A 15,029-nucleotide genomic window follows, 5' to 3' on the forward strand; every position below is an offset into this window, starting at 1 on the left:
CAAAATGTTGTCCAAGGGGTGCATCTGCGCCCCTTGATCGCGCATCATGGGCACTTTCATGCTCAAGGGAAACGTCCATGCGCGTTCTGTCATTGATGATGGGTGTTACCACGCTGGCCGCCAGTCTGGCGTTTTGCGCCACGGCGTCGGCGAGCGAAGAGAGTCAATTGATCGACTCGATCAACCAGTACCGCAGCCAATTGCAGCGCTGCGCCGACCAGGGTTCCCAAGAGTTGCCGCCGCTGGCGGTCGACCCGCGCCTGGTGCTGCCGGTCAATAATGTCGGCGATTTGCAGCAGGACCTGGCCCAGGCGGCCTACCCGATGGTGAATGTGCAAGCGATCAGCCTGTCCGGCCCGCGCGATGCGCAATCGGCGATGAAAGCGGTGCGCGAGAGTTTCTGCCGGGTAGTGCTGGACCCACAATTCGTCGATATCGGCGTCAGCAACAATGGCCAGGACTGGCGCATTGTCCTTGCCCGCCCGCTGTTGAGCCGGGGCCTGGCCAGTTCCCAGGAGGCCGGCCCGCAGCTGCTGGAGATGGTCAACGCCGCCCGCAAGCAACCGCGCCAATGTGGCGAGAAGGCCTTCGCAGCCACCACCCCGCTGGCCTGGAACGCGCAACTGGCGAGCGCCGCCGACAGTCATGCACGCAACATGGCCAACCATAACTTCTTCGACCACCTGGACCGTGACGGCCGAACCCCGGGCGACCGCGCGGAACTGGCCGGTTATGCCGCCCAGCAGATCGGCGAAAATATTGCCGCTGGCCTTGATACGCCGCGCAAAGTGGTCGATGGCTGGCTCGCCAGCCCCGGGCATTGCGCCAACCTGATGAACCCGCAATTTCGCGAATTGGGCGCGGCCTATGGGCTGGATCCAAAAAGCGACGCAGGAATTTACTGGACCGCGCTGCTAGGCGTGCAGTAGCGCTGAACTGCCGGGCATTGCCCGGGTCTGTTGTTTGATATTGCGGTGCCATATCGCAGCGTGGGACGAACTAGGTGTTGAGTAGATGACAGACTGGCTACAAGGCTGCGGTGAAATGGCCGAACGGGTTCGCCGCCATGACTGGGCCAGCACCCCTCTGGGGCCAATGGACCAATGGCCGGATGTGCTCAAGACCACCGTGTCACTGAGCCTTGCTTCGCATTTTCCCCAGGCGGTGGTCTGGGGGCCGGGTTTGGTTACCCTGTACAACGACGCGTTCCTGCCGATCCTCGGTAACAAGCCCGACGCACTGGGCCAGCCCTTTAGTACCATCTGGCAGGAAGCCTGGAGCCAGATCAGCCCGATCGCCGACGCCGCATTTGCCGGGCACGCTACGTTTATCGAAGATTTCCCGCTGATCATCGAGCGCGGTGACGCACCGGAACAGGCCTATTTCACCTTTTGCTACAGCCCGATCCGCGATGCCGGCGGCACGGTCGTGGGCATTCTCGATACCGTCACCGAAACCACCAACTCCGTGTTCATGGCCCGCCGCCTCGCCGTGCTGGATGCAATCAGCAATGGGGTGGCCAATGCCACCGATCCGGCGGCGATCATGGCCGCCACCACACGGATCCTGGCGACCCACCTGAACCTGTCCAACTGCGCTTATGCAGACATGGAGGCCGATGAAGACGGCTTTACCATCCGCGACAACTGGGCCGCAGAAGGCTCGCCGAGCATCGTCGGAAATTACCGCCTGGCCGACTTCGGCCAATTGGCGGTCGAGCGCCTGCAGGCCGGCGAGCCGTTGATCATCAACGACAACCTGACGGAACTGACGCCCGAGGAAGCCGCGACCTTCCAGGCCATTGGCGTGACGGCGACAATTTGCATGCCCTTGATCAAGTCCGGGCGCTTGACCGCGCTGATGGCCATTCACGACCGCATCCCGCGCCGCTGGTCTTCCTACGACCTGGCGCTGCTGGGTGAAGTCACCGAACGCTCCTGGGCCCATATCGAACGGGTGCGGGCCGATGCCATCGTTCGCGAGGGCTTGTCGGCGCTGGCCGATTTGAATGCGACCCTGGAGCAGCGGGTGGTGGAACGCACCACCCTGCTCAACCAGACTGAGGCGGCGTTGCGTCAGTCGCAAAAGCTGGAAGCCATTGGCCAGTTGACCGGTGGTGTGGCCCACGACTTCAACAACCTGCTGACGATCATTCGCTCCTCGGTCGACTTCCTGCGCATGCCCAACCTGCCCGAAGAACGCCGCCAGCGTTATATGAGTGCCGTGACCGATACCGTAGAGCGTGCCAGCAAGCTGACCAGCCAATTGCTCGCCTTTGCCCGGCGCCAACCGCTGAACCCGCAAGTGTTCAATGTCGGCGTGCGCGTAAAGAACATCGGCGACATGTTGGAGACGGTCACCGGCGCGCGGATCCATGTCAGCGTCGAACTGCCTGAACTGGCCTGTTATGTCTGCGCGGACTCCAGCCAGTTTGAAACCGCCCTGATCAACATCGCCCTCAACGCCCGGGACGCGATGGACGGCTAGGGCACGCTGGTGCTGCGCCTGGAAAGAGACCAGCCGCTGCCGTGCATACGCGGGCATGGCGGCTCGAGCAAAGCCTTTGTCGCGATCTCCCTGGCGGACACCGGCAGCGGGATTGCCGGGGCGACCTTTGAACGCATCTTCGAGCCGTTCTTCACCACCAAGGAGGTTGGCAAAGGTACCGGGCTTGGGTTGTCGCAGGTATTCGGGTTCGCCAAGCAATCGGGAGGCAACGTCGATGTCGCCAGTGTGCTCGGCAAAGGCACCGTGTTTACCTTGTACCTGCCGCAGGTGGAGCCCGAAGCGATCCACGACTGCACCCTCCAGCCCCCCCTGGAACTGGACCCGGACGCCGTGCGCCGGCGCATCCTGATCGTGGAAGACAACCTGGAAGTGGGCCGCTTCGCCAACCAGATCCTGCAGGACCTGGGCTACCAGACGGTGTGGGCCACCCATGCCGAAGAAGCCCTGGAGATGATCGGCCCGGATGCCCGGGCGTTCGACGGGGTGTTTTCCGACGTGGTGATGCCAGGCATGGGCGGCGTGGCGTTGGCCAGGGAATTGCGCCGGCGCCGGCCCGAGCTGCCAGTGATCCTCACCTCCGGTTACAGCGAAGAGCTGGCCAAGTCCGGCTATGACGGCTTTGAGTTCCTGGCCAAGCCCTACTCCGCCGACCAGATTTCACGAGTGTTGGCCAGGGCGATGGGCAAGGATTAAGGCTAGGACGCGACCGCCACCTGGTTGCGCCCCATGGCCTTGGCGCGGTACAGGGCCTTGTCGGCGCTGTTCAGTAAATGCTGCAAGTCGTCACCCACGGCATGGGTCGAGGCCACGCCCAGGCTCGCGGTCAGGTCCAGCCCAGGGTCGGTAGTCAGGCCCGCAATGGCCAGGATCAGTTGCTCGCCGATCTCCCGGGCCACTTCCAGGGTGGTGTCTGGCAACAACACCGCAAACTCCTCGCCCCCCAGGCGCCCGTACACGTCAGCCTGGCGGAACGACGCCCTGATCACCTGGCCAATCTGCCGTAACACCCGGTCTCCGGCCTGGTGGCCGTAGGTATCGTTGATCGTCTTGAAGTGATCCATATCCAGCATCAGCGCGCTCAGTGGCTGGTGCGTACGCTTGCATTGGTCGTACAGCACCTGGGCCTGCTCGAAAAACGCCCGGCGGTTCATCAGCCCGGTGAGTTCGTCGGTCTGGGCGGCGCGCGTTGAAATACTGTGGGCCCGCTCTATTTCGCGGGTCAGGCGAAACGCCGTCTCCAGTGCCTGCGACAACTTGCGCGAGGCGCCCACGACAAATGACGAGAACACTAGCACCGCGACCGCCATGCCCGTCTGCATCTTGGACGGTTGAAGCAGCAGCCACAGGGTACAGGGCAACAACACCAGGGCCATGGACACTATGGTCATGTACCGATAGGCCGAGTAGCACGAGACCGCGCTGACCGACATGCCCACGGCAAAGAGCATGACCAGCGCCTGGGTCAACCGGTCATCGGCGGGCATCACCGCAAAGGCGCCCAGCCCCCAGATTCCAGCCGACAGCACCAGGGTGAGCCAATAATGCCGCTCCCAACGTTGCGGCGTGCGCTCATTTTTGGGGCTGCGAAAATACTGGAGGAACATCGACAAACGCAGCAGCGACGAGCCGGCCAGCAATGCCAGCCAGCCGATCATCAGGCGCGGTTCAAGCCGGTCCCAGCACAGCCAGCACAGCATGCCAGCGGCCAGATAGCTGCCAAAAACCGCAGAAAAGGATTGGCGAAACAGCTGATGCAAGCGGTCGGTACGCACCTGCTCTTCGATAAACAAATCCTGGTCCTGCTCACGCCCAAGGCCATTCATTTGATTCGCCTGATCCCTAGTGCTGCGACAAAATGGCATTGTGGCACCCTGCCAGCACGCAGAACAGCAAAATCACCTGCCTGTGTCGCGGCAAACACCGGTGTTAAAGCCTTTGGATTATCACCATCACTGGCAAGCCAGGTTTCGCTGTTTAGTCTATGGGGCTTCAATCCTGAGCCATGGCCAACGAGCCTGATAGCTCTTGGCCTTGTGCTCGAACAGCTCTGGCTGCGGGGTGATGGGGTTGAGTCGAAGTATTCCCTGCCCGATGTCGGCCAGGCCGTAGGGCGCATAGATTTCGCCAGTGTCCACGGCCAAGGCGATACAGGTACCCGCCACCAGGTAGCGATCCACCCCGCCACGGGCTGTGTGCAACTGCGGGTAAGGCATGCCGAACCGCTGCGGATACCACAGGTGCACGCGCGCCTGGTTCCTCACTTCAATATTCGCATCCAGGTCGCGCAAGAGTTCGCTGGCGCGCTCAATCACCTCATTCTCGGCTTCCCAGGACATATCGGTGTCAAAGTAGAACACGTCGTAATCCTTCACCCCCCAATCGGGGCTGAGCCCGGCCTGATGATTCCATACCGCCTGGAACAGGCAACCCGCCGTCAACAGGCATTGGTCCAGGCCAAGGGCTGGCAGACGCGCGGTCAATTGAGCGTTGATGGGGTTGGCCATCGCCAGCTCGACCAGCCTCTGGGCAGTCAGTTTCATCTGCATTCCCTTGCCGTTCCTGTATTGAAAACGCACGTTATACCAGGGTTTCGTCAACCCTTGAGCGCCGCCTCGATGCCCGCGATGTCGATTTTCACCATGCCCATCATTGCACCGAATGCACGCTTGGCCGCCGCGGGGTCGGGATGGATGATCGCCGCCATGAGCATGCGCGGGGTGATTTGCCAGGAAAGGCCCCACTTGTCGCGGCACCAGCCACAGGCAACTTCCTCGCCGCCATTGCCGACAATCGCCTGCCACAGGCGATCCGTCTCAGCCTGGTCGTCAGTGGCCACCTGGAATGAAAACGCCTGGTTGTGCTGGACACCCGATCCGCCATTGAGGCCCAGGCATGGGATGCCCATGACGGTGAACTCCACGGTCAGCACATCGCCCTGCTTGCCCGCGGGATAGTCGCCCGGCGCCTTGTGTACGGCCTCGACTGTGCTGTCCGGGAATGTGGCGGCGTAGAACCTGGCAGCCTCCAGTGCGGCGCCGTCGAACCAGAGGCAGATGGTGTTTTTATGGGGCATCTGGAGTCTCCAAAAAGGAAAGTGAGCCCTTGAGTCTAGCCCCTGTTTTCCAACATCAGCGCGTGCTGCGTGACGCCGACCTCATCTCCAGCCACGAGAGCGCACGTGCGGCGCTCATGGGCCGCGCGCAGAGATAGCCCTGGCCCTGATGGCAACCCAACTTGAGCAAGCGTTGGCGCTGGCTTTCGTGCTCTACGCCTTCGACCACGACCGCCATATCCAGCGCTTCAGCCAAGGCCAGGGTGCTGCTGATCACCGCACGGTTACGAGGGCTGCGGTCAAGGTCGCGAACGAAGCGCGCATCGAGCTTGATTTCGGTGAACGGTAACTGGCACAGGCGCTCCAGTGAGGAGTAGCCGATACCAAAGTCATCGATGGACAGGCCGGCCCCCATCATCCGCAGGCGGATCAAGGTTTCGAGCACCCTGGGAGAGACTTCCAGCAGGCCGCTTTCGGTGATTTCGAAAGTCAGGCGCGACGCAGGTATGGCGTAGCGCTCCAGCGCCTTGCACAGCTGTGGCAGCAGTGACTCATTAGACAGTTGCTCGGCCTCCAGATTAAACGCCAGGGACAGCACGTGCCCTTGTGCCTGCGCCGTTTGCACAAAGGCCAACGCCTGTTCCAGCAGGGCAAAAAACAAAGGGTCCATCAGCCCGAACTGGCTGACCTGCGGCAGGAAATCCGCCGGGCATAGCACGCCGTACTGCGGATGCTCCCAGCGCGCGAGCACTTCAAGGCTGCCGACTTCACCGCTCGCCAAATTGAACTTGGGTTGAAAGAACGCCTTGAGCTCATGCCCTGCAATGGCCTGTTCCAGGCCGGCCTGGCTGGCGAGCGTGTGGCGTGCCTTCTGAGCGGCATGCCCGGGGGCGACAGTGGTTTCCAGGTATCGGCTTAACAGCGGGGTGATCGCCCCTGCGCGCACTGGCACATCGACATACCCGAGGACGCTGACCCCCAGCATGCCGACCATACGGTCGATGGCGTCTTGCAGGTCGGGGGCAAGCACGCTGCAAATGATGAGCGACTTGACCCGGCGGGTACGGCTGAGCAATTCGAGCGTAGTGAGCCCCTGCATGCCCGCCTCGTCCAACGCACAGAGCACGATATCCACCGGTCCTGCGTGGTCCAGCAACTGCAGCGCAGCCTTTACGTCGGCCACGCCCTCCACGCTGTCACAGCCGGCGTCCTTGAAGGCCTGAATGGCAACGAGCTGCTTGAAGGGGTGCTCTTCGAGGACCAGAACACGAATCGGTAGAAAGGACATGACACATCACAGATGAGATAGAAGTGCGCTCATTCTCACGACATCTCCTACCGACGTATTTAGGAAAGCTCTTAAATGGAAAGCGAAAAATCCATGGTTTGAAAACGCCGCCAATCAACTGTGGGAGTTGACTGGCCAGCGAATCATGACCCTACAGGTCGTAGCGCAACGCCAGGCCCACTGTGCGCGGTGCGCCCACATCGACGATATCGCCGCTGCGGTTGTTGGTGATGTATTCCTTGTCGAAGGCGTTTTTCACGAAGCCGGAGAGCGCGACATTCTTGGTGACTTTGTACTCGGTGTTGAAGTTGACCAGCCAGTAGTTGTCGCTGCGGCGCTCGCCCGTGACTTTGCCTGCAGTATCGAACTCATACTCCGACGGCGCGGTGCTCTGGTACACCAGGTCGGTGTTCAGGGTCAGGCGCTCGTTCCAGCGGTAGAGGCCGCCCAGGGACAATTTGTACTTGGGCGAATAGAGGAAGTCCTCGCCGCTCATATCGCGGCCATCACCGGTCACGAAGTCCTTGTACTTGCCTGCGGTGATCGAGCCACCGGCAGTCAGGGTCAACTGCGCGCCAAGGTCTTTCTCGACAAACACTTCCAGGCCCTTGATATCGCTGCTGCCGGCGTTGAACACCTGGACGAAGTCGGTGTTGCGCTCGAGCACGCTGACCTGCTGGTCTTTCCAGTCGGTGTAGTACAGGTTGGCACGGGTCCGCAGGGTTTTGTCGAAGAACGAGCCACGGTAGGACAGCTCGTAGTTGGTGGTGTATTCCGGGTCGTAGCCTTCGTGGCCGCCACCGGCACGCACGTTGACGCCACCACCGCGATAGCCTTTTTGCACCATCACGCCAAGGTACTGGTTAGCGGCCAGTTCGTAATCGAGCCCCAGTTTCGGCAGGAGCGCATCAAACGACTTGCTGACCTTGCCAGGGCTGGAGAAATCGTCCTGTTTGATGTGGGTGTCGTTGGTTTCGTGGTCGTAGCGCAGGCCGGTGATCAAGGTCCACTGCGGGGCGAATGTCCAGTTGATTTCACCGAACACAGCCTTGCTTTCAATGGTGGTCTCGCCCTTGGCGGTGCCGAACAGGACGTTGTTGAACAACAGGCGGTCGTGGAAGTTGTTGGTGTTGTGGCCGTAGTAGGCGCCGACAAAACTCTTGAGCGTGTCGCCGCTGTAGTTCAGGCGCAGTTCCTGGCTGAACAGGTCGCCATCCTGGGTGCGCAACACCACTTGGTTGGCGTCGGCGGACTGGTCGAAATCCAGGCGCGCGTCATAGTCGGAACGGGTATTGGCGGTCAGGCTGGTCAGCGACCAGTTGTCGTCCAGGCGGTAGTCCACCTTGGCGCTGAGCGTGTCCTGCGCGAGCTTGTCATAGGCCTTGGTGTTGGACGTCATCTTGTAATAACGGATCTTGTCGTTCTGGCGCATCGCCGAGTTGTCACCCTTGCGGCTTTCGCCATGGGCGTAGGTCAGCAGCACATCCAGATCGTCGTTGGGCAGGATCAGCAGCTTGCCCCGGGCATTGGCGGTACGGTTAGGGTTGGCGTCGTCATGCAGGGCGACGTTGTCGATGTAGCCATCGCCCTCCTGGTAATCCACGGCAATGCGCCCGGCGATCTTGTCATCGACCAGCGCGCCGCCACCGGCCACCGCTGCACCGCGCTCGCCATAGGTGCCCATGTTGGTGCGCGCGGAAAAACTCGGTTCGAAGGTCGGGTTGCGGGTCTGGATCACCACCGCGCCGGCCAGCGAGTTACGGCCCTGGGTGGTGGATTGCGGGCCGAGGAACACTTCGACCTGGTCGACGTCCCACAGCGGCATCGGGCTGAGGGTCAGGGCGCGGTTCGGTTGCACGGCGCCGTCGACGAATACCGACACCGCACCGTTGAGCGTGGCCGGGCCCTGGTCGTCGAAACCGGACACGGGCACGCCGCGAATCCCCCAGTTTTCATTGCCGGACTGGTTGTACACACCTGGCGTACGCGCAAACACATCCACCAGGTCACGGTCGTGCTTTTCACGCAGTTGCTGGTCGGTCACCACCACCACGCTGGACTGGGTCTGCTCCAGGCTACGGTTGATCTTTTCACCGGTGACGGTTATCGGCGCAATCTCCAGAGCACTCGCAGGTTCTGCGGCCCACGCAGCGTTGCACAGGCAGATCGCCGAACCCACTGCCACCGCCATTGTCGTTTTGTTGAAATTCACGCCCTGCTCCCCTACGCCTGTTTTTGTTTTTTCTGATGCCCAGAACGCTGTTTGTGCCCAGCGGGCGCGAGTCTAATCCAATCTTGAATTTAAAGAAATACAATTGATAACGACTCTCATTCACTTGCATCGATCACGTTGTATCGGTACCGATACTCACGGATTCATGGCGCCTCTGCCCTGTTGACCGATCTAAAAGGTGCCGTTAACATCCGCACAACCTACCGACCGGTAGGATGTTTTAGTATCTGGAGTCTGTATGAATTCGCAACCCACCCCCGGGGTTCCCCTGAGGCTGGCTATCGGCCTGGGACTGATCGGCGCCCTCGGCCCGTCGGCTGTCGATATGTACTTGTCGAGCCTGCCCGAAATTGCCCGCGAGTATCAGAGCAGCTTCGCCAGCGTGCAGTTGACCCTGACGTTCTTCCTCCTGGCCATGGGCGCTGGCCAGTTGATCTTCGGGCCCATCGTCGACGCCTACGGACGCCGCCGCCCCCTACTGGCCGGCCTTGTGGTGTTTACCCTGTGCTCGTTGGGTGCGGCGTGGGCGCCAACCCTTGAAACCTTGATCGCCCTGCGCTTCGTCCAGGGACTTGGCAGCGCACTGACGCTGGTGGTGATCATGAGCATGGTGCGGGACGTCAGCGAAGGCGTAGCCGCGACCAAGCTCTTTGCATTGCTGATGACCATCGAAGGGGTTGCGCCGATCTTCGCCCCGGCACTGGGCGGGGTGATCGATACCCACTACGGTTGGCGCGCGGTGATGCTGGTACTCGCCGCCTTTGGCCTGGCAGTGCTGGGCAACAGTTGGCTGTCGCTGCCGGAAACCCTGCCCGCCAGCCACCGGGAACCGCTGCGCCTGGGCGCCGCATGCCGGACGTACCTGACGATTGCCAGGGACCGGCACTTCCTGCGCCCGACCCTCGCCGTGGCCGCGGTGTTCTTCTTTCTGTTTGCCTACATCGGCGGCGCAACCCTGGTCTACCAACAGACCTACGGCCTGAGCCCGCAAGCCTTTGGCATGCTGTTCGGCGTGACCGGCGTAGCCATCCTGATCGGGGCGATGAGCGCCGGGAAGCTGGTCAGCCGCCTGGGCTTGAACCGTCTGTCGATGATCGGCGTGACGTGCATGGCCGCAGGTTCGGCAATCGCGGTGGTTTGCACCCTGACCACCCTGGGCCTGCCCGGTATAGTGGCAGGCATGGCCATCGCCCTGTTTGGCCTGGGCATCGCCGAATCCACGCTGATGTCGCTGGTCATGTCTTCGCAAAAACGCGCGCTGGGCTCAACTGCCGCACTGCTGGGCGCGTTCCAACTGTCGATCTCCGCCAGCGCAACGCCGCTGTCGGCATTGGCCCTGAACCATGGACCGGTGGCCTGGGCCACGCTGCTGTTGGCCAGTGCGTTGCTGACCTGCCTACTGACAACGCTCAGCCTCCCCCGGGGTGCAGGCGCAGCCTATGACCTGACCGGGCACTGATTGAGGAACCCCACCATGACATCCAACACCCTGACCTCGGCCGCCGAACGCATCGCGTACCTGGCGCTGGACCAATTTGCCGAGCACGGTTACGACGCGGCCTCGCTGAATGACATCGCCGTACGCGCGGGCATCAAGAAGGCCTCGCTGTACGCCCACTTTGCCAGCAAGGACGCGCTCTACGGGGTCGTGCTCGAACTTGCCTTGCAGGCCGAGCGCGACTACGTGCAAAGCCAGTTTGCAAAAAACGCCCGTTCGATCAAGGCCCCCGGCGAGGTCTACATCGACAACCTGCAGCGCCGCTACAGCGCCCATGCATCCCTGCGGTTCTTGTTGAGGGCCGCGTTTTACCCACCGGCGCCGCTGAGGGGCGTGGTCATGTCCGGATTCAATGACTATATGGCCATGATCCGCAGCCACTTCCAGCAGGGGCTACTCAAAGCCTATCCGGCCGTAGACGAACAGACCGGGGAAGTACTGGCGCAGGCCTACCTGGTGATGATCGACAGCCTGCATGTAGAGCTGACCTACGGTGATGCACAGGCCTACTCGCGCCGACTGGAGGCGCTGCAACGGTTGTCACGGGCGGTGGGTTACGCTGAGATTATTCGTCGGTTGCGTGGGTAAGTATCTGACAGGGCTTGGCGAGCATCTCGCACAAGCCCCCTCGGTTTACTTGTTCACCTGCCTGTCTCGTTCAATGCGTATCGAATGACACTGGGGACACAACAACCCCAACCGCACCGCACGAGTGAAACGGTGCTCACACTTCTTGCAACGGAAGAAGTACGGAGGGCCGTCGATAAAACCACTCATGACTGTTTCTTTTTAAGGACCATTTTTCCCTTCTCAAAGGAGATCTCCTCGTAGCCTTTGAACAGGGCGATGATCAGACCTAAGCCAAGAGACGCCGCAGCGATAATGGCTGCTATCTCAAGTCCCGTCAGTGCCGCGATAGGTGCAGCCGCCGCCATCGATAGCCCGCCGGTAAAAGGCACAGCCGCCAGTGCGGCAGTCAACAACCCAACGGTGATCGTTCCCGCTACCGCGATCTTCTTGGACGACTTGAGCTTGTCTGCAAGCTCACCTTGGACAGTGATCTGCTCGTAACCGGCATTCTTGGCAGATTCAAGTTCCGTTTTGGTTCTCACCGTGATGACGCGCATGTCACTACCCTACTCGATTGATCTAAACGTAGATGATCGCACAATGCCATGCGCTAAACAGCTGCTACAACGCCTGCGCGATGCCAGCCTTGAAAGTGCGCCAGGGCGTCGCATGCCCCTCCAGGGAAAATGTAGATCACTGATATAGCGGGCTTTTTTTCAAAGCTGACACGCCCGATCGAGCTGAAAAAGAGCACATGCAAACTTGCGCCAAGGTGCCTGGATCTATATATTCCCTAGCCTGCTGCACCGCTCAAGCGCTTTGTTCGACAAAGCCTATTGAGTTGCTTCATCGCGCTGCCGCCCGAATGGCGAAACTGGTAGACGCATGGGACTTAAAATCCCCCGCTCGTAAGGGCGTCCCGGTTCGATTCCGGGTTCGGGCACCATAGATATCAAGGGCTTGCATGATGAACTTCATGCAGGCCCTTATCTTTTCTGTTCCGCAATTTTATAAGCTGTTCCGCAATTATCCTTTCCCCGGCGTCCTGCCGACCGAACACCAAACCAAAATCCCCTACAGCTCGTCGCCTCACATCGCACAACCTGCAAACCTCGATTACTGTATACGCATACAGTACTCGGATTGACCAACCATGAACATCGATGAAGACACCTGCGAGTGGCTGGGATGCCCCACGCCTCTCGAAATGCACAAGCACCACTGCTCTCTGCTGGAAGATGAGATCAGCACCCTCTACCACCAGCTGCGCAAGGCCCGGGCGAATGTGCATGGCCTGGTCCAACTGAGTGACGATCTGGCCACCGGAAAAGCTCAGGCAGAGGAATCGCTCAGGAAGGCGCTCGAAGAAATAGCCAGACTCCAAGAGGAAACAACGGTGCTAGGGACCAAGGTGCGCAGCTTGTCGCTTGTTTCCAGCCAGTGCGACTACCTGTTCAGGGAGAACCAGCGTCTGCTGCAGGAGCGGAAGCAGGAGCAATTGCCCTGACATACGCCTGGCAAGCCCGCAGCGCGATCAGTCCTTGGTCGCCGGCATCGGTGATGGCGACAATTCGTTGAGCATGCGCTGGGTCAAGTTGGGCTCGACGGGATGCATGAACCACGCCGACGGCGCCGGGGGCGGTAGGCACGTTGCAGCCACTGGCTGAATCCGTGGCGTCGAGAAGGACTGACAGCCGCACATCAGCAGTAGCAAGGCGGTCACGCAGCAGTGCCTGGTTGCGTTGAGCATCGGAAAGTTCTCGGGTGTGTTGTTGGTCGGAGGTGGCCAGCGTCTTCTCCAGGCCCAGGCGCCTGTCCTGCTCGTCGCGCACTTGCTTGATGGCCACCGCGCTGATCCTGTCCAGCTCGCCCTGGTGCAGGCCGGCCTGCTCGGCCAACCTCTTGCCCATGCGCCAGTCCTGAACCTGCCAAGTGCCGCCGGCGCTGATCGCCATCGCCAGCAGGATTACGGCCAGGATCTGCCCGGGCGTCATGCGAGCACCTTCTGCGCCTGGACGTAAAGCCGCTGGCGATCCTCAAGGCCATTGACCCCTCCATTGACCCGGCGGGTGATCTTCACGAACTCACCCTTATCTGCCAGGGTGTTCAGGCCTTTCGTCGACCAGAACCAAGCCGCCGACATTGCAGCGTGCTGCGGCTGCTCCAGTAGCTCAGGCTGATTGATCAGGTCCAGGCCCAAGGCCTCACCGCACGCCGCGTAATTGGCCCGGCCAGTGATCTGGATAAGCCCCCGGCCACGGTACTTTGAGCCATCCCCTTTAACGGTGTTGCCCAGGTCAGCACGGCCTTCATATCCGGCCTGCTGCGCCGTGGGGCCCCAGATCTCCCGCACATAGCGCAACTGGCCCGACTCATGCCCGACCTGGGCGATGAACGCCGCAATGCGAGCAATGGTGACAATTCCGTATTTGCTCATGGCCGTGTTCAGCACAGGAACAAAAACGCCGGCTTGGCGGCCGGCGTTCGGGAGAATCCGCAGCAACTGCTGCTCGGTGATTGGCATAGCTCTCTCCTGGCAAAAATAAACCCGCTCAATGGCGGGTGTGGTCGACTACGGCGCCGATGCTACGGCGCGGCGGGCCAATCAATAGCGAGCGGGTAGCCTTCCTGATCAGGCACGCGGTTCAGGGCCACGCGGTATTTCTTCCAGGCCTTGAGGGTCGCCAACTCTGCCTCGGTCCCTTCATCGATATCGACGGCGTCCTGAAGTGGCGCAATTGCGTAATCCGCCTCGGCTCGCAGGTGCGCGATCTGGGTCTGTGCAGCCGCCACAGGATCAATTGCCGGAGGCGGCAGCTCTTCCTGTGGGGGAAGATCCGGCACCAGGATGTGCAGCGTGATCATGACCTTCAAATCGTACGGCTCGCCCTCTTTGGTCACAGTGACCGTGAGTAGGCCGTCCTCAAACGAGATGTTCGCCTCGGCGGGGCTGTCTGCTGGGTGGAGCCCGTAGCCCCAGCCCTGATCGATGGGCGGAAATGGGACCATGCCCTGGGTGTCGGTGACGCAGTAGACGCCAACGCCCTTGCGATAACAGGTCACATCCGCCCCGCCGAGCGAGACGAAATCAAACTTTTCACCCGCACCAGTAACGTTGATTGCTGCTCTTGCCATGATCAGATCGCTCTCAGTGTGTTGTCGGCCATGCGGGTGGTGTTGCCGGTGTGGTACACCTTCACCCAGGGGAGGAAGCCGTTGTATGTAGAGCGGAACAAAAGTTGGTTTTCGCCGTTGTAGGCAATAATCTGGGCCCCTACCCGACCAGAACGCCTCAGGTTTATGCCGGTGGCGTTGATCGACTCGCCGGTACCGCCCGGAAAAGCCGCATTACCGGCAATGAATGCTCCGCCGAGATTGTCGTATGCCTCGTTCCAATCGGCAATCTGTACGCTATCTGAGCCGACACCAAAGTCAGACGTCTTCAACACCCGTCCTGGCGTGGTATCGGCGTTGCCCACGGTCAGCGCCGCTGTTGCCGCAGTACCCAGCCCCAGGCCTGAGCGCCCCTCAGCAGGGTTTCTGCCACCGGTACCGCCCATGGCCACCGGCACGACATCCTGAGTGGACACATCACCCAGGCCCGCGAGCGTGGCACCCCACTGTTGAACCATTTGGTTCACGGCATCGGCCAGGGCTTTGGGATAGCCATTGACAGGCACGATCCCGTACCCGGCGCCGCCAACGGCCGCACCACGGTATGCCGGGGAGATCGACAACGAGGTATCGCTTGCAGGGTTGATCACTTGATAGATGCCCTGGTCAGGGCCGACAAACATATCCCCGGCACGGCAGTTCGAGAACTTGGTGCCGACGCCCGTTACTGTCGGTCTCCCGTTCTGCACGCTCACAGTCCCTTCTG

At 61.0% G+C, this 15,029-nt stretch carries 13 protein-coding genes, 1 tRNA gene and 2 pseudogenes; 6 read left to right on the plus strand and 10 right to left on the minus strand.

Annotated features, from left to right (window positions below):
- Positions 1-77 precede the first annotated feature (77 nt).
- On the plus strand, positions 78-929 hold the full coding sequence (locus tag HBO05_RS28605) for a CAP domain-containing protein (protein WP_169957046.1): 852 nt from the start codon (positions 78-80) through the stop codon (positions 927-929).
- Between the two features lie 85 nt (positions 930-1,014).
- A pseudogene (locus HBO05_RS28610) lies at positions 1,015-3,201 on the plus strand (response regulator).
- Between the two features lie 2 nt (positions 3,202-3,203).
- On the opposite strand, the gene HBO05_RS28615 reads toward HBO05_RS28610, so the two are convergent.
- The 5 genes from HBO05_RS28615 to HBO05_RS28635 all read right to left on the minus strand — a co-directional run bounded on the left by HBO05_RS28615 (position 3,204) and on the right by HBO05_RS28635 (position 9,060).
- Positions 3,204-4,331: a GGDEF domain-containing protein gene (locus HBO05_RS28615; protein WP_169957045.1), complete on the minus strand. Its 1,128-nt coding sequence runs from the start codon at positions 4,329-4,331 to the stop codon at positions 3,204-3,206.
- Positions 4,332-4,487: 156 nt separating this feature from the next.
- Positions 4,488-5,048, minus strand: a complete 561-nt coding sequence (locus HBO05_RS28620) for a nucleotidyltransferase family protein (protein WP_170043220.1) — start codon at positions 5,046-5,048, stop codon at positions 4,488-4,490.
- Positions 5,049-5,101: 53 nt separating this feature from the next.
- On the minus strand, positions 5,102-5,581 hold the full coding sequence (locus HBO05_RS28625) for a VOC family protein (protein ID WP_169957043.1): 480 nt from the start codon (positions 5,579-5,581) through the stop codon (positions 5,102-5,104).
- A gap of 55 nt (positions 5,582-5,636) precedes the next feature.
- Positions 5,637-6,848: an EAL domain-containing response regulator gene (locus tag HBO05_RS28630; protein ID WP_170058018.1), complete on the minus strand. Its 1,212-nt coding sequence runs from the start codon at positions 6,846-6,848 to the stop codon at positions 5,637-5,639.
- A 151-nt stretch (positions 6,849-6,999) separates the two neighbouring features.
- Positions 7,000-9,060, minus strand: coding sequence for a TonB-dependent receptor (locus tag HBO05_RS28635; RefSeq protein ID WP_172314964.1), 2,061 nt, complete (start codon positions 9,058-9,060; stop codon positions 7,000-7,002).
- Between the two features lie 259 nt (positions 9,061-9,319).
- Between HBO05_RS28635 and HBO05_RS28640 the strand changes: the two genes are divergently transcribed.
- Both HBO05_RS28640 and HBO05_RS28645 read left to right on the plus strand, forming a co-directional pair.
- Positions 9,320-10,540, plus strand: coding sequence for a multidrug effflux MFS transporter (locus HBO05_RS28640; protein WP_169957040.1), 1,221 nt, complete (start codon positions 9,320-9,322; stop codon positions 10,538-10,540).
- A 15-nt stretch (positions 10,541-10,555) separates the two neighbouring features.
- Positions 10,556-11,167: a TetR/AcrR family transcriptional regulator gene (locus HBO05_RS28645; protein ID WP_169957039.1), complete on the plus strand. Its 612-nt coding sequence runs from the start codon at positions 10,556-10,558 to the stop codon at positions 11,165-11,167.
- A 185-nt stretch (positions 11,168-11,352) separates the two neighbouring features.
- Here HBO05_RS28645 and HBO05_RS28650 read toward each other — a convergent pair whose 3' ends face one another.
- Entirely contained in the window at positions 11,353-11,706 is a 354-nt protein-coding gene (locus HBO05_RS28650; protein WP_169957038.1) for a hypothetical protein, read from the minus strand.
- A gap of 302 nt (positions 11,707-12,008) precedes the next feature.
- Here HBO05_RS28650 and HBO05_RS28655 point away from each other — a divergent pair.
- A tRNA-Leu gene (locus tag HBO05_RS28655) sits at positions 12,009-12,095 on the plus strand.
- Positions 12,096-12,302: 207 nt separating this feature from the next.
- Positions 12,303-12,656, plus strand: a complete 354-nt coding sequence (locus HBO05_RS28660; RefSeq protein ID WP_169872220.1) for a hypothetical protein — start codon at positions 12,303-12,305, stop codon at positions 12,654-12,656.
- On the opposite strand, the gene HBO05_RS28665 is transcribed toward HBO05_RS28660, so the two are convergent.
- The 4 genes and pseudogenes from HBO05_RS28665 to HBO05_RS28680 form a co-directional block, all read right to left on the minus strand.
- On the minus strand, positions 12,604-13,143 hold the full coding sequence (locus HBO05_RS28665) for a lysis system i-spanin subunit Rz (RefSeq protein ID WP_172314966.1): 540 nt from the start codon (positions 13,141-13,143) through the stop codon (positions 12,604-12,606). The genes HBO05_RS28660 and HBO05_RS28665 overlap by 53 nt on opposite strands.
- A complete protein-coding gene (locus HBO05_RS28670) occupies positions 13,140-13,673 on the minus strand; it encodes a glycoside hydrolase family 19 protein (RefSeq protein ID WP_172314968.1) in 534 nt (177 codons plus the stop codon). Before HBO05_RS28670 ends, HBO05_RS28665 begins: the two co-directional genes overlap by 4 nt.
- A gap of 62 nt (positions 13,674-13,735) precedes the next feature.
- A complete protein-coding gene (locus HBO05_RS28675) occupies positions 13,736-14,284 on the minus strand; it encodes a tail fiber assembly protein (RefSeq protein ID WP_172314970.1) in 549 nt (182 codons plus the stop codon).
- A 2-nt stretch (positions 14,285-14,286) separates the two neighbouring features.
- Positions 14,287-15,029 (minus strand): annotated as a pseudogene (locus tag HBO05_RS28680) (hypothetical protein); the annotation flags it as partial.

It is taken from the genome of Pseudomonas sp. WS 5079, from assembly GCF_012985465.1.
Taxonomy (GTDB): domain Bacteria; phylum Pseudomonadota; class Gammaproteobacteria; order Pseudomonadales; family Pseudomonadaceae; genus Aquipseudomonas.